Genomic DNA, 20,423 nt, shown 5'->3' with positions numbered 1-20,423 from the left:
GTATGTCGGGGTGCCGGAGTAGTTTGCTCTCATGAGCACGAGCAAGGAAACCGTGGCGCGCATTCTCGAGCAGTTGGAACCGCTCGACGTGCGGGCAAGGGCGATGTTCGGCGAGTACGGACTGTATTGCGACGAGAAGATCGTGGGCTTGATCTGCGGAGACGTTCTGTTCGTCAAACCCACCGAGGTCAGTACGGAGTTCGGATCAGAGGCCGATCTGGCTCCGCCGTACCCGGGAGCGAAGGATTATTACCGGGTGACGGAGGAACGGTTGCAGGACCTCGATCACCTGCACGCCTTCATTCAACGGACTGCCGACGTATTGCCCCTGCCGAAGAAGAAGTCGCCGAAGAAGAAGGCGCGGACGTAAATTCTGCACCTACTTTTGAGAGAACCGTAACGCCCGATGAATCAAGGTGATCCCACACGAAGTCGTAGGTGGGTGCTGCATCTCGACATGGATGCGTTTTTCGCTTCCGCCGAGCAGTTGACCCGCCCCACTCTGCGAGGTCGCCCGGTGCTGGTCGGCGGCTTGGGCGGGCGCGGGGTGGTGGCCGGGGCAAGTTACGAAGCGAGAGTTTTCGGTGCGCGTTCGGCAATGCCGATGCATCAAGCACGCCGGATGGTCGGTGGTGGAGCGGTGGTATTGCCGCCACGGATGTCCCTGTACTCGGTTCTCAGTAAACGTACGTTCGACGCGTTGCGCCTTCGTATGCCGATCCTCGAGCAACTGTCGGTGGACGAGGCTTTCGGGGAACCGGTGGAGTTGGCCGGTGTCGGAGCTGACGAGGTCCGCGCGTTTTGCGAGGACCTGCGGGCGTTGATCAAAGCCGAGACCGGGTTGGTCGCTTCGATCGGGGCCGGCGCAGGTAAGCAGGTCGCCAAGATCGCGTCGGGACTGGCAAAGCCCGACGGCGTCGCAGTGATTCCTCCCGGGATGCAGCACGAGTTGCTCGATCCACTGCCGGTGCGAAAGCTCTGGGGGATCGGCCCTGTTGCCGAGGAAAAGCTCAAGCGTCTCGGCATCGAAACCATCGGTGGGTTTGCCCGCACTCCCATAGCGGAGGTGGCGTCGATACTCGGAACCACTGTCGGTCCGGGGTTGCATCGGCTTGCGCAGGGGATCGACGATCGGCCGGTCGCCGAGCGTGCCGAATCCAAGCAGATCAGCGCGGAATCCACTTTCGCCGCAGACATCGTCACGATGGCGCAACTGCGCGCCGCCGTCGAAAGTAGTGGTCGTGCAGCATTTTCCAGGCTGGAGAAGGACGGAAGAGCTGCTCGCACCGTCGTACTGAAGCTCAAGAAGTCCGATATGAGTATCTTGACTCGATCCGTGACGCTGCCGTTTGCCACCATCGACCGCCAAATCCTCATCGCGACTGCGCAGAAACAGGTCATCGATCCACAGGAATTGGGGCCGATTCGCCTGGTCGGTGTGGGATTCGCCGGTTTGTCCACCGTTCGGCAAGGATCACTTTTTCCCGAGTTGGATCAGGATGTTCCCGGCTATCCGGTCGAGACTCTCACGGGCGCCCTCGATGAGGCCGAACTCGACGTTCCGGTGGCAGCACGTGTCCCTCAGCGCTACTGGCACCCCGGTTTGGACGTGAAGCATCCAGAATACGGACACGGTTGGGTGCAGGGCGCCGGGCACGGTGTGGTCACCGTTCGCTTCGAAACCCGTTCCAGCGGAACGGGAATCGCCAAAACCTTTGCCGAATCCGATGAGGTGCTCGAGGTAGCAGATGCGGTCGACAGCCTTCTCTGAGGATGTCCTTAGACTTTTTCCGCTTACCGTTGGGTAATGTTGTCGACGATCCTCGAGCAAGCACGATGTTCGACTGACGCTCGAATGTGAACACCCGAATGGATAGGACTGAGAAGTTGAAGCTTCAGAAGATGACCGTTGCAGCCGTGGCGATCGCAGCAGCCCTGACGATGACCGCTTGTGGCTCGGATGACAAGACCGACTCGCCCACCACGACGTCGAAGACCACGACGACCACGACGGCCTCGGACTCGACAGATGCGCCGGTCGCGTTGCCGACCGCCCCTGAGCTCAACGCCAAGGTCGCCCAGGCACTCGACGAAACCGTTCCGGCCGCAGACAAGGTCAACCTCGTCCAGGGCGCCGAGGCTGATCCCGAGCTGATCAACCAGGTCGCCGCTGCCGCCAAGGCTGCCGGCGCGCAGGTCGAGATCCTCGACCCGGTCACCGACACGGGCAGCGAGACGGCAGCAGCTTCGCTGAACATCGTCGTCAACGGCCAGCCGCTGCAGCAGGGCCTGCAGGCTTCGTTCGTCTACGAAGACGGCGTCTGGAAGCTCTCGAAGACCACCGCTTGCCAGATCGTCGGCGTTGCAGGTCTGACCTCGCCGGCTTGCGCTGCTTGATCTCTCGGTAACACCTGAAACACCAGAGCGGCCGCCGACTCCCGAAGGGGAGTGGGCGGCCGCTCTTCACGTGGTAAGCGACGTCAGTGATGGAATCCCTCGGTGACGCGCGGCCGCGGCATCGGGCTGTCCAGTTCGTCGAGGAACGCGGTTTCCTCTTCGATGATGCGCAGCAGATTGGCCGCCAGGTCCATGCTCAGTCCGTTACGAACCACGATGCGCTGCACTGTCAGATCCGCGAGATCGTCCGGCATGGGGTAGGCCGGCACCAACCAGCCCTTGCCTCGCAACCGGTCCGAGAGGTCGTACAGCGTCCAGTTGGACGTGTGGCCCTCGGCGAGGCGCCACGCGAAGACCGGGATGTCGGAACCGTCGTTCCACAATTCGAAGGCGTCGAGCTTCCCGATTCCTTCGGCGAGGAATTTCGCCACGTCCTGTGAGGACTGCTGGATCGCGCGATAGCCGTCGTGGCCGAGACGCAGGAACAAGTAGAACTGCAAGATCACCTGAGCGCCGGGTCGCGAGAAGTTCAGCGCGAAGGTCGGCATACTGCCGCCGAGGTAGCTCACCTTGAAGACGAGGTCGTCGGGAAGTAGATCCTGCGATCGCCAGACCACCCAGCCGAGGCCGGGGTAGACGAGTCCGTACTTGTGCGCCGAGGTGTTGATGGAGTGCACGCGTGGGAGCCGGAAATCCCATTCGAGTTCGGGCTGTAGGAACGGGGCGATCATTGCGCCGGAAGCGCCGTCGACGTGGATGGGAACGTCGAGTCCCGTCTTTTCCTGGATCGCGTCGAGTGCCTTCGAGATTTCCAGGACCGGCTCGTACATCCCGGTGTACGTGACACCCATGATCGCGATTACGCCGATGGTGTTCTCGTCGACGTACTTGTCCAGATCGTGACCGTCGAGGGTCCGGTGTTCCTCGCTGATCGGCACGTAACGCGCTTCGACGTCCCAGTAGTTGCAGAACTTCTCCCAGCACACCTGGACCGCGGAACTCATGATGAGATTTGGCTTTTCGGTGGACTTGCCCGCGGCTTTTCGTGCGTGCTGCCAGCGTCGTTTCATCGCCAGGCCGCCGAGCATGCAGGCTTCGGACGAACCGATCGTCGAGGTGCCGATTGCGTCCTTGGGGGAGGGTGAGTGCCAGAGGTCGGCAAGGATACGCCAGCAATAGGTTTCGATCGCGGCGGTCTGCGGATACTCGTCCTTGTCGATCATGTTCTTGTCGAATGACTCGGCATACAGTTTGGTGGCGTGATCGTCCATCCACGTGCTGACGAACGTCGCGAGATTGAGCCGCGCATTGCCGTCGAGCATCGTTTCGTCGTGGACGATCTGATACGCGGTCTCGGGAAGCATGCCGTCGGGTTCGAGTGTGTACTTCGATGCAACCGAATCCTCGCCAGGCCTCGAGAAGATCGGATTGACGGCTACGTAATCGGTGTGATCTGACCTTCTGGGTTCCGGCATGAACTCTGGCTCCTCACATCAGTGTGTCGCGTTGGTCTGTTTCGTACCTACTCTCACCGTTCAGTGTGGACGGGCAGTTGTCAAAGGGTCCATGATCAATCAATTATCCGGTCTGAAGTCCTAGTCTGCACACATCGTAGAAAGCGGCGAAAGAACACACGGTGGTGACAATCATGAGTGGGCCTACGATGCGAGGTAAGGACAGGCGAGAATCAGAGGCCCTGCGCCCGCCGCGCCGCAATCGAGGACGGACTTCTGTTTCGCTGATCGCAACTGCGACGAAAGGGCCGGATCGCAGATGGCTTGCCTCCTGGAGCGATCCGCCGGTTGACATGAATTCGCAGAGTCACCGCGACTCCGACGGTCTTAGTAGCGTCACCCGGGAGATTTCGTGGCTGGAGGTACGCAGGCACGATCGAACGCGAGTTGCGACAGCGCGAGTGAAGCTTCGGGCCGGATCCTGTCGGCAAACACCCTTCGGCCGACAGGATCCTGCCCATCGCTCGTCAGTGCAGCGAGCGAGTTCGCATGTCTGTCCCGCGGCGACCTGATCGCCGGTGAGCCTGTCCGCCAGCGGATTCCACATCTTCGAAAACCGTCGAACTTTGGAGGTTTGGTGATTCGGGTGTCGGGGGCGCCTGGCCTCGGCGCTCGGCTCCTTTGGTGAAATTGCGTTCAGGGCGCCGTGCTTGGTCGTGGAGCATCATCGATTCACAGGCTGGCGAGCACCAAGATCCCGGCGCTGATGGCCAAGGTGGCGACCAGCAACACCAGCGCTGAATTTCGTGTTGGCCCCGGGAAGCTGCGGCCGATCCCGAAATCGTCGGATCTGCGGCGGTGCCCTCGGTGACTGATTGCAATAATGCCGACTGCACCGATCAGCGTGCTTCCCCCGAGAATACCGATTGCGACTGTTGGGCCGGGGACATAGCGCAGGTAGATCAGCGCCGCCGTAGCCAAGGAGGTACCAGTCCGAACCCATGCCATCGTGGTCCGTTCTGGCTGTAGCCCTCGGTCGGCATGTGTGGGTTGAAGGGGTGTCACCGCGTCACCTCGACCATCAACAACGTCAGCGCGGATCCCAGTACAAGCCCCGCGGCGATGCCTGCGAACGTAGGGACTGGGAGGCTTCGCCCCAACCGCAAAGCGCGTTCGACCGCGATCCATCGATGAAATGCACTGACAGACAGCATGGTTGACCCAGTCAACACGCCAACTACCAGGGTGGCGTGAACGGTGGGGCCAACCATCTCGGAGCCGAATGCCTCGAAGCCGACGGCGGCGGCAACCAAAGCCAGGGCGGTCCGGATCCAGGCGAGGAATGTGCGTTCGTTGGCCAGGGTGAATCGAGGGTCCGGGTCTTCGCCGACCCGGAACGCACCGGGGCACCAGAACGGTCTCATTTGGCGACGGCGACGAAGGGGGCCGGCGGGGTGAGCTTCGTGAGATGATCCGCGTGATATGCGGCGAAGGCCTCGAGGACCTCCGGCTGTGTGCCGATCCAGAATGCGCCTTTCGCGAGCTGAGCGAAGATGCTCTCTGCAGCCTGCTCGGGTGTCAGGCCCTGGCCGAGGTACCGGTCGAGTTGCTCGCGAAGCGCTTCACCGGCCAGGCCGCTGGCTGAAGCACCTGAATAGATCTGGGTCCGTACCGCGCCCGGGCGTGCTGCCGATACTTGAATGGGAGCGCCGACGGTCTTCACGTCCAGGTAGAGCGTCTCGGTCAGGGCTAGCACCGCGTGCTTACTCGTGAGATATGGCGATTGCAGTGCGCCCGCGCTGAGGCCACCGATAGAGCTGAGATTGAGCACGTATGCCTCCTCGCCAGACGCGATCATTCGTGGGAGGAATGCGTGGACCCCGTTGACCACACCGCCCACATTTATCGACAGCAACCGCTGCCAGCGGTCTATCGGAACCTCCCAAAATAGGCCAGGGGCCTCGATCCCGGCGTTGTTGACGAGCAATCGGACAGAGCCGAACCGCTCGTACGCGGCCCGGGCCAGCCCCTCCACCGACGACGGGTCACTGACGTCCGTCTGGACCGCAGTGGCCTCGGTGGCTGCCGTTGACAGTTCGGCTGCGAGTTGTTCAGCCCGGGGCATGTCGATGTCCGCTAACACCACGTTCATTCCGATGGAGGCCGCGTGTCGTGCGAGCCCCTCGCCGATTCCGGATGCCGCGCCGGTGATGACGGCGGTGCCGCCGGAGAACTTGTCATGCGTGATAGTCACTTGTGGCCTCCGTGGGGGACTGTTGCTTGACCGGTATTGTCGCGGCGGCAGGACGTGCAGTATTCGCGCCAATCGTTGCTCCGCCGGAGGCGGGGGCGCGTCCGTGACTCATCGTGAACGCCACTATGAGACCGATGGCGCCGAGTGCACCGAGTAGTAGGAAGACGTAGGTGAATCCCGCATCCGTGTAAATGATCTGGCGTGTGCCTTGGTCGACGGACCAAATGTGCGCAGAGAGGATCGCGCTGAGGATGGTGACGCCGAATGCAGCGCCGAGGCTGTTGCTGGAGCCGAGTACGCCGGCGTTCGCCCCCGTCTGAGATGGCGGTACCGCTTCGACGACAAGGTTGGCGCTGGCTGCGTAGAAGAAACCCTGGCCGACGCCGAAGATGGCGACCAGTGTGATGATCTGCCACTGTTGGTCGTGCACAAAGGCCAGCAGGCTCAGGCTGATCATGATCGCGGTCATGGCGACGATGAGGCTCGCCCGGGGGCCACTGCTGCGCGCGAGCAGTCCGGCCAGGGGGCCGCTCGCCATGGCGAGGATGCCATGTGGGAGAGTCCACAGCGCGAAGGCGAAGGCAGTGAGCCCGAACCCGTAAGAGATGCCGTCAACCCGTGGCGTCATGAGCATCAGTGGCAACGCGAACGCGTATCCACCGATAGCGAATGAGCCGAGTAAGCTTGCGAGCATCGTGCTGCGCATGGCACGCGCCCACAGCACCCGCATGTCGATCAGAGGTTGCGTGGTGTGCAATTCGTAGAGGACGAACACCGCGCTCAGGACCGCAGAGACCGCGAACGCAATCAGCGTCTTTGGTGAGTCCCATCCCCAAGAGCGACCCTGGTTGATGGAGAGCATCAGCAGCAATGATCCGCCGCCCAGCAGGCCCGCGCCTACCCAGTCGAGCTGCTGGGACAGGCGCAGCGGCGATTCCGGCGCGGTGAAATAGACCGCCGGGGCGATGACGGCGACATAGGCGAGGAGGAACCAGAAGATTGCGCGGTAACCGAACTCGGTCGAGAGGTAGCCGCCGATGAGCGGGCCGGCGATACCGTTGAATCCGATGCCGGTGGACACTGCCGACAGGGCCACGGGGATCATGCGTCGTGGGAAGACATCGCGGATGAGGCCGTAAGCGAGCGGGGTCATGCCGACGCTCGCGGCCTCGAGGGCGCGCCCGAGCAGCAGAATCGGAAAGGTCGGGGCGAGGGCGCAGGTCAGCGTTCCGATGCTGAATATGCCGGCGACGACCATCAGCATGCGCTTCTTGCCGTAGATGTCTCCGAGCTTGCCGATGATCGGCAAGCTGACGACCCCGACAAGACCGAGGATGGTCACCACCCAGCCGATGTCAGGAGTGTTGAATTCGGCCGCCATGTATCGCAGTGATGGGTACACCATGCTGTATTCGAGGGGGGCGACTTCGAACAGTAGAACGATCGAGATCAACAGGCCCACATAGTATTTGGTTGATCGTTCAGGCGCTCGGCGTTGTTGCGGCGGTAGGGTTGTAGGTCGAGTCACGACAGTCTCGTTTCCTTGAGTTGTGGTTTCGTGGCGATTCGAACGTCGATCCATGAGTCCGCGGACCCGGAACATTCGGCGATGTCGGCCGTGAGGGACTTTGGTAGCACGGAGTGCGCGTATCAAGGTTGTGTCGCAATTGGTCGAAATATCGACCGATGCGGTAAGGTGATGCGCGTTACTGTAAGTGCCTTGGGAAGGATTGGTCAATGGTTGATTCCGAAGTGGCGGACCGCTCGGCAGGCAGGGAGGTCGTGTCGCCGCCCACTGCGCGCGTAGTGCAGGTTATCGACTTTTTGGTGCGTAACCAGGGGAAGCGCTTCGGTCTTTCAGAGCTTGCGCGCCGATGCGAAATCACCAAACCGACCTGTCTCGGCATCGTGACCGAACTGACCGCGTGCGGATATCTCATTCGTGACACACAGACCAAGTCTTACGGGCTTGGGCCAGCATTGGTCTCGGCCGGGCGGGCGGCCCAGCGCGATTTTGCGCTGGGCTCGATGGTGCGCGACCGTCTCGAGGGCCTGAGTGAGCAGTTCAGCGCTATCTGTATGGCATCGGCCGTGGTTGGCGACAATGTCATGGTTCTCGAGATGGTCGCGCCCCCGGGCGTCGAGCCGCCGGCCAGTGTCGGCGACGTGTATCCGTTCGCGCCGCCGCTGGGGCTCATGTTCATGCTGTGGGAACCGGACGAGGAGCTGGAACGTTGGCTGCGGAGCGAGTCCGCGCTGGCTGTCGGGACAGACTTCGAACACATCCGGCTGATGGCCGCCGAGTGCCGGGCGGAAGGATATCTGGTTGAGAACCTCTCGCCGACCGTTCAGCGGTTGCACCGGCTGATGGCCGGGGTTGCTGCGCACGACGTGCCGCCTGCCGTACTCGAGCTTGTCGGTGACCTGGTGTCGAGTCTGGGCGAGCGGAGATTCCTCGGGGAAGCGGTTCGCGCTTCCGCTGGAAAACACCCAGTCAGCCTGGTAGCGGCCCCGACCTTCGACGCGGACGGTCACCAGTCTCTCGTTTTGACCGTCTACGTCGGCGGCGAGATCAGCAACCTTGAAATCGCCAACCGAGCGTTGGCACTGAAACAGGTGGCCGACGCGGTGACATCCGACGTCGGTGGCCGCAATCCCTTTGCCGGCCGCGGACATTGACCGTTGACTGATCAGGAATTGGCTTGTAATCTCAATCCGTTCCCATATCCGACCGTGCTGGTCGATATTTAGACCGTCAATGGAAGTTGCGGCGCCCGAGTCCGATTGCTCCCGGTCGCCGCACTGCCCGGGTCGTTCAGTTCTGGGACGCAATTTGTGTGAGGCGTATCGACGCTAAGGCTGCGGCCGTGCGAGGAGGCTGTCGCCGACGTCTCTTCGGCGATGTGTGGGGCTTTGCGTCGAGCGAATCTCACTGACACGTAACGACTCCCGAGGAGTTCCTTGATGACCACCATGATCGACCAGTCTTTGAGTGTCGACGATGTCAGCGATCTGATCGCCGATGCCTTCGACTGGGGCATACATCTTGCCGGGTTTTACGAATTGCGGCACGTCTACACGGGTTTGGAGGGGCAGCCGGCATATCGCGGGCTCAATCGTCTCCAGCCGATCCTCGATTTGTTCGACGCCAAGGTTCGCATCGCCACGACAGTAAATGCCTCGACGCTCTATTCCGGTGGGATGTTCGACTTGTCGAACGATCCGGTCGTCATCGAAGCTCCGGGCGTAGCTGACGGTCGGTACTGGAGTATTCAGGCACTTGGCCCGAACATTGACTGGTTCTTCATGGCCGGATCGCAATTCACCGGAAATGGGCCGCAGCGATACGTGATCGTTGGTCCGAGGTGGAGAGGCCTCCTACCGGCCGGGTTCGCTGGCACTGAGGTCGTGCGATCACCGTCCGATGCATTCGTGCTCACTGTTCGCGTGGCAGTGACGAGTCGAACTGAGCAGGACCTGGCCGGTGCACGGGCCGCGGTGACGGGCGTCCGCGCGGCTCCACTTTCGCTGTGGCACGCCGGCGGTGGCCGCGTTCCGGACCTCGTGGATCAGCCAATTGTCAAGTCCGACTACGCCACGTTTCCGCGGATGGACCTGATTGCCGACATCGGAAAGTCGATGACCGCGATCGACTATCTACAGCTCCTGAGTTTGGTAATCAACGATCCTTCCATGACTCGCCGGTCGGATTCGGTAAAGGAGCGGGAAGCCCTCGCGAATCTCGCTCGGCTCGGGTTGCGTCCGGGGACTTGCTTCGACCCCTCGCAGATCACCGATGAACAGCGCGAGGTGATCGATCGCGGATTCGCGCGGGCGCGGACCGATGCCAGGCAGGCATTCGAGAAGACGCAGGTGGATATGAGCGGGTGGAAGTTGCAATCCAGCCTTTTCTACGACGATCTCGACTACCGTGCCAAAGCTGGTGCTAACGACGTGGCGTGGGGCACCCCAGTGCCCTTTCAGTCCCACACAATTGGTTACCTGTTCGACGACGCCGAGGGTTTCCCTCTCGATGGTGCGAACTGCTACACCATTACATTTGACGTGGAGGATTTGCCGCCGGTCACCGAGTTCTGGGAGCTCCCGGTATACGACTCTCAGGGCTACTTTATCGAAAACTCTGAGAACCGTTACAGCGCAACAAGTTACCTCGCGCGAGCCGGAGAATACGCCGTTCGGGACGGGAAGTTGACGTTCTACCTCCAGGCTGAGCGACCCTCTGATTCTGATCTTGCCAGGAATTGGCTTCCTGTCTCCGCGACGGATGGCTTCCAGATTGCGGCTCGCTTCTACGGCCCCCTGGCGCAGCTGATCGACGGCACCTATCCGATGCCCCCGGTGGTGCGCGCGGGGGCATGACCCTCGGGTTCCGGTCCCCGCCTTCGTAGGCGCGAATGGCCACTCTTTCATCGACTGTCTGTGTATGAATTGAGTTGGTGTACAAGTTGAGTCGGATCCATGATGCGAGCCGGACCCAGTGCCGAGGCGGTCCGGCAGTAGTGGAAATCTGCCGGACCGTATCGGTTCCGCGACTGTCGAAGGCAACCTGTGCGAGAAGATCCGCACCTCTGGGTATCACAACGGAAGGTGGAAGATCTCGAATCGTTTCGGGAAAAGTACGCGGCCGAGCGCGACAAACGTCTGCCGAATACCGGGGCCGACACCGTTCAGGCGATTGATTTCGAAGGTACTTTCGCATCGTTCGACAGCGATCCGAATGCGAGCGATTCTCGCACCGCACCGCCGTTGACCGCCGATCTCGACGTGCTCATCGTCGGCGCCGGCTTCATGGGTATCAGTGCTGGCGTCGAACTGAAGAAAGTCGGTGTCACCAACTTCAAGATTCTTGATGTCGCAACGGACTTCGGCGGCACCTGGTATTGGAATCGGTACCCGGGTGTGCGCTGTGACGTCGAGTCGTACGTCTACCTGCCTTACCTGGAAGAGACCGGTTACATCCCGACTGAGCATATCTACTCGGGCTGCATGATCGGTCCAGGCTGGTTCGCAGGTCGCCGTTGGGTGGCGCCGATGCGACTCAAAGACCTGCGCTTCCCGGCGAGCGGACCGGTCGCGGCCGAGATCGCGGACGGTTCGTACCTTGCGATCTACTGGGTACACGAGCCGGAGACGGAACAGGCAGAGGCATGGGCCCGTACCCAGGTTGGCGAGCTGTACGCCGCCGGCCGCGGATTCGCCGAGCGTGAGCACGTGTGCATAATGACGCCTGCCGAATGAGGCACCCTGATCTCGATACGCCGGCGCGTGCGGACATCGAGCCGATATTTTGCGAGCCTTAACGGCCAGTCGGTCGACGCGGGCGCGGTGGCCGTCACCAATTGACATTCCCTGCTCGGCGTAGATGTTCGAGACGGTGCTGTTCACTGCGGTCGTAGATGCATTCGCACGCTCGCCAGGGTGCCGGTGAACGGAACGGAATCGAGGGCTGTCGGCGCTCTGCGAACGCCGCCGTCCTTTTCGTGTTCCAAGGCCGAAGACAGCGATCTTCCGAGCGCTGACAGACCACAGAAGCGTCAGCGAGGCAATTCCATTCACAAGAACATAGTCCGGAGGTTCGCGAGAGTGTTTCCGGCCGAACTGTTTACGGTGACTGGGCGCGCAGGCGATCGGCGGCGGCAGATGCCATCGAGTGGAGAACATCGGGGGCGATCGGACTCGGCGCCGTCGCGGACACCTGAGTCAACGTCGTCCCGACTGCGGCCACGATCGCGTCGGCAACCAAGGTGAAACCGCCACTCTCCGTGATGATTCGGAAAGCGAAAGACGCGTCGCCGATGTTCGGGTCCGACGCTCCGCCGACGCGATAGGTGATTGTCGTTCCGTCGGCATCGGTTCCCGAATACTCCGCACACCCGGCCAGCGTGGTCTGAAGTTTCTCGAAAGCTGCTGCTGCCGCGGTGCCGTCGGCGTACGAAGCAGAGTCCTGATCGATGCTCGTGAAATCGGGGCCGGTGAACATGTCGGAGAGGTCGGCGACCGATCCGGGAGCCTGGGTGGCTATCGGGGCCAGAACCTGGGCGCAGACGGCGGGGTCGGTGCTCGACTTGTCCGCCTCCGAATTTTCCGGCGCCGGTGCGAGGCCGAGGTCGTCGACCGGGTCGGGAACTACGTCGAAGTCGGCAGGTAGCTCGGACAGGGTGAGCGCGGCTCGTTGCAGGCCGTCACGGTCGAGAGGCGCCCCGCTCAGCGGTGCGGCCGGAGCAGCCGTGAACGGCGCCAAGCCGACCTGTGGGGCGGAAACCTGCGTAGTCGTGTCGGCACCAGGCGAGTCGTCCGAGCCGCAACCGGTCACGACGAACAGTGCCGCCGTTGCGGTCAGACCAAGTGCGAGAAGCGACCGGCGTGTCACGATTCCCACCGAATGCTGTTGGAGATGGTCTGCCGGATCACCGAGGAGCTGTCCGGGTCGCCGTATGCCTGGTCGCCGCCGACGGTCATCTGTCCGTCGATCGGCAAGGGGAGTGAGAGGTCGACGGTGAGGTTTCCGGAGCCGGCCATGACGTACTGATCGATGTTCAGCGTTCCGGCGTCACCGGCCAGGTTCCAGACCGGGCTCTGCGGGGTCTGCGATACGTCCACCGCGAGCGAAAGCCGATTGCCCTCGCGCGCGGTGAGCGTGACGGTGGTTGTCTGATCGAGCAGGATTTCGCTGCTGACTTGCTGCCGAACCACCCAACGTGCGCCGACACCGACCGGAGCGTCGGGGAGTGCAACGGTCCGGTAGACCGCTTGGCCCAGCGCTTGTTCGATTGCAGCGCGGGCAGCATTGGCCGAGTTGGCGGAGGGCTTCAACCGTAGGGCGGTGATGGCGCCCGAATCCGTGACCGACAATCCGGCCGCAGACCCGTCGGCCCCGCTCAGCGCAGCCTGCAGCGTTGCATCGGGCGAGGTCATCGACGACAGCGTGAGGTCTACGACTGCGGTGGGATCGTCAGCGGTCACGTTTGCCGAGAGCGGGATCGTGATCTCCGGCGAAGAGAAATCCTGCGCCGGTTGTTGATCGATCTGCTGACTCACGACGGCCTGGGTGACGAGCGTCGCCGTCTGCGTGGTGCCGACAGGCAAGTTCGTACGCAAAACCTCGCGCGGCTCGCTTCCCGCCTCGAGAACTTCGACCGTCGCGGCGGTCACCGGAACAGTCACCTCACTCGGCGAGGAGGTCGGGGTGTTCGGAGGTTGATCCGAGTCGCCGCAAGCGGTGAGAACGGTGGTGAGAGCGAGGGCAGCGAGGGCGAACGGAACGCGTCGGCCGGTCGTGGACAGCAGTGGCACGCGCTCCAGGCTAGCCGCAGTTGCAGAGTGCGTGACCCGGTGCGGTGAACATGAGGGATGATGGTTGCGTGAGTACAGACCACCCAGACCGAGATGTCAACGCGGAGGATCAGCCGATTACCGAAATCTCGAAGGCCGACGAGCCCGAAACCGTGAAACCGGAAGCCGTGAAATCGGAAGACGGTGACCTGGCGGTCGCGCCGGTCGAAAAGCCCCGCCGGCTGACCATGCTCATTGCCATCGCCGCTGTCATCCTGCTCTCGGACATTCTCACGAAGGTGTGGGCAGTCGCCGCGGTCAAACCGGGGCAGCCGATCGAAATCATCGGTGACGTGGTCACATTCACGATGGTGCGCAATCCGGGGGCAGCGTTCTCGATGGCGACGTCGATGACGTGGATCCTCACTCTCGTCGCAATCGGTGTGGTCATCGGTGTGATCAAGATCGGTCGCACGCTCCGATCACCGTGGTGGGCGCTCGGTCTCGGCCTCGTTCTCGGCGGCGCGCTGGGTAACCTCGTCGACCGATTCTTCCGCTCTCCCGGAATCATGCGCGGACATGTGGTGGATTTCGTCTCCGTCGGCTGGTGGCCGGTGTTCAACATCGCGGATTCCGCGATCGTCTGTGGCGCGATTCTGCTCGTCGTCCTGACACTGTTCGGCTTCGAACCCAACGGTGAACGCCTGCGTGATCACAAGGCGGACGACAAGAAGCTCACCGAATCGAAGGCTGCAGCCGAGGGAGAAACCAAGTGAGGGAATCCCGTTCGATGCCAGTGCCCGACGGTCTCGATGCCATGCGCGTCGATGCCGGCCTCGCGCGCCTTCTCGGACTCTCGCGCACCGTGGTCGCGACACTCGCGGAAGAAGGCTCGGTACTCGTCGACGGTGTGGCCGTCGGCAAGTCCGATCGTCTGACCGCAGGGTCGTGGCTCGAGGTAGTCCTGCCCGAACCGCCGCGGCCCCTGACCATCGAAGCGACACCGGTCGAGGGAATGGAGATCCTCTACGCCGACGACGACGTCGTGGCAGTCGACAAGCCCGTCGGAGTTGCCGCGCACGCCAGCGTCGGGTGGACGGGACCGACCGTCATCGGCGGACTTGCCGCGGCCGGTTTCCGCATCTCGACGTCGGGTGCCCACGAGCGTCAGGGCATCGTCCACCGCCTGGACGTCGGAACGTCGGGTGTCATGGTGGTTGCCACATCCGAGCGCGCGTACACGTTGCTCAAGCGCGCTTTCAAGCAGCGGACCATCGACAAGCGCTACCACGCTCTCGTGCAGGGACATCCCGACCCGAGCAGCGGAACGATCGACGCGCCCATCGGACGCCATCACGGGAACGACTGGCGATTCACGGTCACGGCCGACGGCAAGCCCAGCGTCACGCACTACGACACCATCGAGGCGTTCCAGGCAGCGAGTCTGCTGGACGTGCACCTCGAAACCGGTCGCACACACCAGATCCGTGTCCACTTTTCGGCGTTGCGCCATCCGTGCTGCGGCGACCTGACCTACGGCGCGGACCCTCGACTTGCCGAAAGGCTCGGCCTCGAGCGCCAGTGGCTGCACGCCGTGTCTCTTGGATTCGCACATCCGGCGGACGGTCGCTGGGTCGAGATCAAGAGCAAGTACCCGAAGGATCTCGAACACGCACTCGAAGTTCTCCGGTCCTCATGACACCGCGCGGGCTTACCCCCGCGCCGGCCGTCGTCGCGGTGGTGGTCGGTGTGGCGGCGGTGGTGGGCGTGGGGTTCGCGAATCCCGTGCCGACCCCGCCGATCCGGACGGACACTCTGGGTCCGGACAGTGGGGAAGCTGTCCCGGACTACCTCGACCGAGCGCGAGATTCTGTTGCGTCGGTCGACGGGCCGGTGTGGGCGTTGGTCTCGTTCACGAAGGCACTCACCGTCGGCGAGGTCATCACGTCGACCAGCAGTGTTCAGGTGCCGGGCGCTGAGGTCTCGGGCGTTCGCGTGTCCAGGGTCATGTTCCGAGTTCCGATCGAACGCGTCCAGACGCCGCTCATGTCGGTGCCCGTTCCCGACAACGACGAAGCAGTGCGCAGATCGCCCGGTGTTGCAGCCACGCGACTGGTCTCGCTCGGCGGCGACACCGATCGCCAGCAACAGGTGGCGCTCGCGTCGGCGAAGCAATTGTCCGCCGGGTGCGCCTGCGCGGTGGGCGTGCTGGTGCGAGCTACTCCCGAAGGACTCGAAGCGATCGAACATGACTCGAACGTCCGTGCAGTGGAAGCGTTGCCGTCCGACGCCTCGCCGTGGCTGGCAGCCGTCCGCCCCTTGCTGCCGGAGTACGTGGACGTCGTTGCTCCCGGCCCCGACGACGGCCCGGTCCCGTGAACTCCGGTTCTGTGAACAAGGACGAACGCGCTAGGTCCGGTTCGTCCTCGGGGATCCTCTACGGTGTGGCGGCGTTCCTGTTGTGGGGAACGTTCCCGGCATTCTTCGGACTACTCGACTTCGCCGATCCGGTCGAGATCCTGGCGCACCGGGTGGTGTGGACCCTTCTGTTGATGCTGATCGTGTTGGCCTTTGCCGGCCGCCTCGGATCGCTTCGCGGAATCAGCGCACGCACCTGGCTGCTGGTGACCGCGGCGTCAGCGGCGATCGCCGTGAACTGGGGGACGTACATCTATGCCGTGGTGTCAGGCCGCGTCGTGGAGGCGGCTCTCGGGTACTTCATCAACCCGCTGGTCACCGTTCTGCTCGGCGTCGTGATCTTCCGCGAACGACTGCGTCCCGCCCAGATCGCCGCGCTCGTTCTCGCTGCCACGGCAGTTGTGGTGATCACGGTCGACTTCGGGAAACCTCCGATCGTCGCTTTGCTGCTCGCCGGCTCGTTTGCCACCTATGGGTTGGTCAAGAAGGTGGTTCCGCTCGATCCTCGAACCAGTTTGACTGCCGAGGGAGTCGTTGCCGCACCGTTCGCGGTCGGCTACCTCGTGTTTCTCGGCCTGACCGGGGCCGGTGCATTCATCAGCAGCGGTACCGGGCACAGCCTGTTGCTGCTTGCCGCCGGCCCGGTCACCGCGCTGCCGCTGCTCCTGTTCGGCGTCGCCGCTCAGAGAGTTCCGTTGGCGACGATGGGCATGCTGCAGTACCTCACCCCGGCGCTCCAGATGGCGTGGGGTGTGGCCGTCATGCACGAGGACATGCCGGCGTCACGGTGGATCGGCTTCGTTCTGATCTGGGCTGCACTGGTGATCTTCACGACAGACACCTTCGTCGCCAGTCGACGTTCGCGGCGTTCGGTGAGGTCGAGCGCCGAACCCGAGGTTCCGGTCACGTGACCGGAGGCGGCGCACGGCGACTCCGCTACGTCGGTCGCCGGTCGTGTCGGCAGCGCGGCATACACTCGATCTCGCTCCCAGACCTTCAGAGAGGCGCACGTGGCTGACTCGTTCGTACATCTTCACAATCACACCGAGTACTCGATGCTCGACGGTGCGGCCAAGGTCGGCGCCATGTTCGAGGAGGCCGCTCGTCTCGAAATGACCGCAGTCGGCATGACCGACCACGGAAACATGTACGGCGCCAGCCAGTTCTACAACGAGGCAAAGAGCGCCGGCATCAAGCCGATCATCGGCATCGAGGCCTACATCGCACCCGAGTCTCGCTTCAACACCAAGCGAGTTCTGTGGGGCGATCGCAGCCAGAAGTCCGACGACGTCTCCGGTAGCGGTGCGTACACCCACATGACGATGGTGGCCGAGAACGCGACCGGACTCCGCAACCTCTTCAAGCTGTCGTCGCTCGCGTCCATCGAGGGCCAGCTCGGTAAATGGCCACGGATGGACGAGGAGCTCATCGCCGCGCACGCCGAGGGCATCATCGCGACCACGGGTTGCCCGTCCGGTGAGATCCAGACCCGCCTTCGTCTCGGTCACGATCGCGAGGCTCTCGAAGCTGCCGCGAAGTGGCAGGAGATCTGGGGCCCGGACAACTTCTTCCTCGAACTGATGGATCACGGTCTCTCGATCGAGCGCCGTGTGCGAGAGGGTCTGCTCGACATCGGCAAGCAACTCGGTATTCCGCCACTTGCCACCAACGACTGCCATTACGTCACCAAGGACGCCGCCGAGAATCACGAGGCGCTGCTCTGCATTCAGACCGGCAAGACGCTCTCCGACCCCACTCGCTTCAAGTTCGACGGCGACGGCTACTACCTCAAGTCCGCTGCCGAGATGCGCGCCATCTGGGACAACGAGGTACCGGGGGCATGCGACAACACCGTTGCCATCGGCGAGCGTGTGCAGTCGTACGAGGACGTGTGGGCGTTCCACGACCGCATGCCGATCTTCCCGGTCCCGGAGGGACACACGCAGCAGACCTTCCTGCGCGCCGAGGTGATGCGCGGACTCGATCGCCGCTTCCCGAGCGGACCGCCGCAGGAGTACCTCGCCCGCGCCGACTACGAGATCGGCGTCATCAACGAAATGGGCTTCCCGGCCTACTTCCTCGTGGTCGGCGACCTGATCAACCACGCCAAGGACGTCGGGATCCGTGTCGGGCCCGGCCGTGGATCGGCTGCCGGTTCGTTGGTGGCCTACGCGATGGGTATCACCAACATCGACCCCATCCCGTACGGGTTGCTGTTCGAGCGATTCCTCAACCCCGAGCGTGTGTCCATGCCCGATATCGATATCGACTTCGATGATCGCCGTCGCGGCGAGATGGTTCGCTACGCGACGGACAAGTGGGGCAACGACAAGGTCGCCCAGGTCATCACCTTCGGCACCATCAAGACCAAGGCTGCCATCAAGGACTCGGCTCGCGTCCAGTTCGGCAAGCCGGGCTTCGCCATCGCCGATCAGATCACCAAGGCACTCCCGCCGCCCATCATGGCCAAGGACATCTCTGTTTCCGGTATCACCGATCCGAAGCACGAGAGGTACAAGGAGGCCGTCGAGGTTCGAGCGCTCATCGACTCCAGCCCGGACGTCGCGAAGATCTACAAGACCGCGGTGGGTCTGGAGGGGCTGATCCGTAACGCCGGTGTGCACGCCTGCGCGGTTATCATGTCGTCCGAACCGCTCACCGACGCAATCCCGGTCTGGAAGCGCGCCCAGGACGGCGCCATCATCACCGGGTGGGACTACCCTTCGTGTGAAGCCATCGGCCTGCTCAAGATGGACTTCCTCGGTCTGCGAAACCTCACGGTCATCGGCGACACGCTCGAGAACATCAAAGCCAACCGCGGCATCGACCTCGACCTCGACACTTTGCCGATGGACGATGCGGCAACATACGAACTGCTCGCCCGCGGCGACACTCTCGGTGTGTTCCAGCTCGACGGCGGCGGTATGCGCGAGTTGCTGAAACTGATGCAGCCCACCGGATTCGGCGACATCGTCGCCGCCTTGGCGCTGTATCGACCGGGGCCGATGGGTGTGGACGCCCACATCTCGTACGCCAAGCGCAAGAACGCCTTGGAAGACGTCAAGCCGATTCACCCCGAATTGGAGGAGCCGCTCGCGGAGATCCTCTCGGAGACATACGGCCTGATCATCTACCAGGAGCAGATCATGCAACTGGCGCAGAAGGTGGCCGGGTACACCCTGGGCCAGGCCGACTTGCTGCGTCGCGCCATGGGTAAGAAGAAGCTGTCCGAGCTGGAAAAGGCCTACGCCGGCTTCCGGCAGGGCATGTTGGACAACAACTTCAGCGAAGCCGCCATCAAGGCGCTGTGGGACACGGTCCTTCCCTTCGCCGGCTACGCGTTCAACAAGTCGCACTCCGCCGGCTACGGACTCGTGTCGTACTGGACTGCGTACCTCAAGGCGAACTACCCGGCCGAGTACATGGCGGGTCTGCTGACCTCCGTCGGTGACGACAAGGACAAGTCCGCGATCTATCTCGCCGACTGCCGCAAGTTGGGCATCACCGTTCTCCCGCCGGACGTCAACGAGTCACGCGTCGACTTCGCGACCGTCGGCGACGACATCCGTTTCGGTATGGGGTCGGTGCGCAACGTCGGCGCCAACGTCGTCGCCTCGATCATCAAGGCGCGCACCGAGAAGTCGAAGTTCACAGATTTCTCCGACTATCTCGGCAAGATCGACGCGATGGCTTGCAACAAGAAGGTCACCGAATCGCTCATCAAGGCCGGTGCTTTCGACTCGTTGGGTCATCCGCGCAAGGGCCTGATGTTGGTCCATGCCGACGCCATCGATTCCGTGATGAGCACCAAGAAGGCAGAGGCGATCGGACAGTTCGACCTCTTCGGCGGTGCCGAGGCGGACGAGTCGATCACCTCGGTGTTCGACGTCAAGATTCCTGACGAAGAGTGGGATTCCAAGCATCGCCTGGCGCTCGAACGAGAGATGCTGGGGCTGTACGTTTCCGGTCACCCGCTCAACGGCGTCGAGCACATTCTTCGGCAGCAGTCCGACACGTCCATCGCCGCGATACTCGAAGGCGGCGTTCAGGACGGTGCCCAGGTAACTCTCGGCGGCATCATTGCCTCGGTGGACCGCCGGGTCAACAAGAACGGTCTGACCTGGTGCATCGTGCAGCTCGAAGATCTCGTGGGTGGAATCGAGGTGCTGTTCTTCCCGCAGGCGTACGCCGTGTACGGAATGGACATCGCCGAGGATGCCATCGTGTTGGTCAAGGCTCGCGTTTCGATCCGAGACGATCGGATGTCGCTGATCGGCAACGACCTTGCGGTGCCTGATATTTCGGCGATCGGGGTCGCGCGCCCCCTGTCGGTCTCGCTGCCGCTTCGGCAATGCACCAAGGACAAGCTCAGTGCTCTCAAGCAGGTGCTGACGAGGCACCCCGGAACGTCCGACGTTCACGTTCGGCTGATCGGTGGAACCGAGATCAGCTTGTGGAAGGTCGACGACGTCCTTCGGGTCGAACCATCCTCGGCTTTGATGGGCGACCTGAAGGCATTACTCGGGCCGAGCTGTCTGACGGTCTGACCGCCGATCGAGCGGATCTGAACAGAACGAAGGGACCTTGCTGCATCAGCAGCAAGGTCC

18 protein-coding genes are annotated in these 20,423 nt (G+C 62.8%); 11 read left to right on the top strand and 7 right to left on the bottom strand.

The annotated features are described in order from the left end of the window. Positions 1-31 precede the first annotated feature (31 nt). The 3 genes from ACVZUB_RS17110 to ACVZUB_RS17100 all read left to right on the top strand — a co-directional run bounded on the left by ACVZUB_RS17110 (position 32) and on the right by ACVZUB_RS17100 (position 2,397). A complete protein-coding gene (locus ACVZUB_RS17110) occupies positions 32-370 on the top strand; it encodes a TfoX/Sxy family protein (protein ID WP_003941748.1) in 339 nt (112 codons plus the stop codon). Between the two features lie 36 nt (positions 371-406). Continuing rightward, positions 407-1,771, top strand: a complete 1,365-nt coding sequence (locus tag ACVZUB_RS17105; protein ID WP_042452844.1) for a DNA polymerase IV — start codon at positions 407-409, stop codon at positions 1,769-1,771. 116 nt (positions 1,772-1,887) lie between these two features. Further along, positions 1,888-2,397: a WKL family lipoprotein gene (locus ACVZUB_RS17100; RefSeq protein WP_050655357.1), complete on the top strand. Its 510-nt coding sequence runs from the start codon at positions 1,888-1,890 to the stop codon at positions 2,395-2,397. Positions 2,398-2,480: 83 nt separating this feature from the next. Here ACVZUB_RS17100 and gad read toward each other — a convergent pair whose 3' ends face one another. The 5 genes from gad to ACVZUB_RS17075 form a co-directional block, all read right to left on the bottom strand. Further along, positions 2,481-3,872: a glutamate decarboxylase gene (gene gad, locus ACVZUB_RS17095; protein ID WP_042452846.1), complete on the bottom strand. Its 1,392-nt coding sequence runs from the start codon at positions 3,870-3,872 to the stop codon at positions 2,481-2,483. A gap of 711 nt (positions 3,873-4,583) precedes the next feature. Beyond that, positions 4,584-4,916, bottom strand: a complete 333-nt coding sequence (locus tag ACVZUB_RS17090; protein WP_218694883.1) for a DUF202 domain-containing protein — start codon at positions 4,914-4,916, stop codon at positions 4,584-4,586. Next, positions 4,913-5,275: a YidH family protein gene (locus tag ACVZUB_RS17085; protein WP_054781930.1), complete on the bottom strand. Its 363-nt coding sequence runs from the start codon at positions 5,273-5,275 to the stop codon at positions 4,913-4,915. The genes ACVZUB_RS17090 and ACVZUB_RS17085 overlap by 4 nt, the downstream gene beginning before the upstream one ends. Next, positions 5,272-6,105 carry an SDR family NAD(P)-dependent oxidoreductase gene (locus ACVZUB_RS17080; RefSeq protein WP_312639261.1) on the bottom strand — a complete coding sequence of 278 codons (834 nt, stop codon included), beginning with the start codon at positions 6,103-6,105 and terminating at the stop codon, positions 5,272-5,274. The genes ACVZUB_RS17085 and ACVZUB_RS17080 overlap by 4 nt, the downstream gene beginning before the upstream one ends. Then, on the bottom strand, positions 6,089-7,687 hold the full coding sequence (locus ACVZUB_RS17075; protein WP_482627558.1) for an MFS transporter: 1,599 nt from the start codon (positions 7,685-7,687) through the stop codon (positions 6,089-6,091). The genes ACVZUB_RS17080 and ACVZUB_RS17075 overlap by 17 nt, the downstream gene beginning before the upstream one ends. Positions 7,688-7,842: 155 nt before the next feature. Here ACVZUB_RS17075 and ACVZUB_RS17070 point away from each other — a divergent pair, with 155 nt between their 5' ends. The 3 genes from ACVZUB_RS17070 to ACVZUB_RS17060 all read left to right on the top strand — a co-directional run bounded on the left by ACVZUB_RS17070 (position 7,843) and on the right by ACVZUB_RS17060 (position 11,364). Further along, positions 7,843-8,784 carry a helix-turn-helix domain-containing protein gene (locus ACVZUB_RS17070; protein WP_063316144.1) on the top strand — a complete coding sequence of 314 codons (942 nt, stop codon included), beginning with the start codon at positions 7,843-7,845 and terminating at the stop codon, positions 8,782-8,784. A 285-nt stretch (positions 8,785-9,069) separates the two neighbouring features. Continuing rightward, a complete protein-coding gene (locus ACVZUB_RS17065) occupies positions 9,070-10,485 on the top strand; it encodes a DUF1254 domain-containing protein (protein ID WP_063316143.1) in 1,416 nt (471 codons plus the stop codon). Positions 10,486-10,713: 228 nt separating this feature from the next. Beyond that, positions 10,714-11,364, top strand: a complete 651-nt coding sequence (locus tag ACVZUB_RS17060) for an NAD(P)-binding protein (protein ID WP_218694877.1) — start codon at positions 10,714-10,716, stop codon at positions 11,362-11,364. A gap of 364 nt (positions 11,365-11,728) precedes the next feature. Here ACVZUB_RS17060 and ACVZUB_RS17055 read toward each other — a convergent pair whose 3' ends face one another. Both ACVZUB_RS17055 and ACVZUB_RS17050 read right to left on the bottom strand, forming a co-directional pair. After that, entirely contained in the window at positions 11,729-12,496 is a 768-nt protein-coding gene (locus tag ACVZUB_RS17055) for a sensor domain-containing protein (RefSeq protein ID WP_482627557.1), read from the bottom strand. Beyond that, on the bottom strand, positions 12,493-13,419 hold the full coding sequence (locus tag ACVZUB_RS17050) for a hypothetical protein (protein ID WP_003941753.1): 927 nt from the start codon (positions 13,417-13,419) through the stop codon (positions 12,493-12,495). The genes ACVZUB_RS17055 and ACVZUB_RS17050 overlap by 4 nt, the downstream gene beginning before the upstream one ends. A 68-nt stretch (positions 13,420-13,487) precedes the next feature. Between ACVZUB_RS17050 and lspA the strand changes: the two genes are divergently transcribed. From lspA to dnaE, 5 genes are all read left to right on the top strand, one after another. After that, entirely contained in the window at positions 13,488-14,174 is a 687-nt protein-coding gene (gene lspA, locus ACVZUB_RS17045; RefSeq protein ID WP_003941684.1) for a signal peptidase II, read from the top strand. Beyond that, entirely contained in the window at positions 14,171-15,097 is a 927-nt protein-coding gene (locus ACVZUB_RS17040) for an RluA family pseudouridine synthase (RefSeq protein WP_007733161.1), read from the top strand. The genes lspA and ACVZUB_RS17040 overlap by 4 nt, the downstream gene beginning before the upstream one ends. Beyond that, a complete protein-coding gene (locus ACVZUB_RS17035) occupies positions 15,094-15,777 on the top strand; it encodes a hypothetical protein (protein WP_275231722.1) in 684 nt (227 codons plus the stop codon). The genes ACVZUB_RS17040 and ACVZUB_RS17035 overlap by 4 nt, the downstream gene beginning before the upstream one ends. 11 nt (positions 15,778-15,788) lie before the next feature. Then, positions 15,789-16,727: an EamA family transporter RarD gene (gene rarD, locus ACVZUB_RS17030; RefSeq protein WP_064113284.1), complete on the top strand. Its 939-nt coding sequence runs from the start codon at positions 15,789-15,791 to the stop codon at positions 16,725-16,727. A gap of 99 nt (positions 16,728-16,826) precedes the next feature. After that, positions 16,827-20,363, top strand: a complete 3,537-nt coding sequence (gene dnaE, locus ACVZUB_RS17025) for a DNA polymerase III subunit alpha (RefSeq protein ID WP_003941755.1) — start codon at positions 16,827-16,829, stop codon at positions 20,361-20,363. Positions 20,364-20,423: the final 60 nt, after the last annotated feature.

The sequence above is a fragment of the Rhodococcus sp. OS5 genome (genome assembly GCF_056837585.1).
This window is presented reverse-complemented; position numbering and strand designations above follow the sequence as displayed.

Excerpts from the sequence above, each read along its gene's own strand:
- ACVZUB_RS17110 (WP_003941748.1), top strand. The coding sequence starts at position 32 with ATGAGCACGAGCAAGGAAACCGTGGCGCGCATTCTCGAGCAGTTGGAA.
- ACVZUB_RS17105 (WP_042452844.1), top strand. The coding sequence starts at position 407 with ATGAATCAAGGTGATCCCACACGAAGTCGTAGGTGGGTGCTGCATCTC.
- gad (WP_042452846.1), bottom strand. The coding sequence starts at position 3,872 with ATGCCGGAACCCAGAAGGTCAGATCACACCGATTACGTAGCCGTCAAT.
- ACVZUB_RS17085 (WP_054781930.1), bottom strand. The coding sequence starts at position 5,275 with ATGAGACCGTTCTGGTGCCCCGGTGCGTTCCGGGTCGGCGAAGACCCG.
- ACVZUB_RS17075 (WP_482627558.1), bottom strand. The coding sequence starts at position 7,687 with ATGGATCGACGTTCGAATCGCCACGAAACCACAACTCAAGGAAACGAG.
- ACVZUB_RS17070 (WP_063316144.1), top strand. The coding sequence starts at position 7,843 with ATGGTTGATTCCGAAGTGGCGGACCGCTCGGCAGGCAGGGAGGTCGTG.
- ACVZUB_RS17065 (WP_063316143.1), top strand. The coding sequence starts at position 9,070 with ATGACCACCATGATCGACCAGTCTTTGAGTGTCGACGATGTCAGCGAT.
- ACVZUB_RS17035 (WP_275231722.1), top strand. The coding sequence starts at position 15,094 with ATGACACCGCGCGGGCTTACCCCCGCGCCGGCCGTCGTCGCGGTGGTG.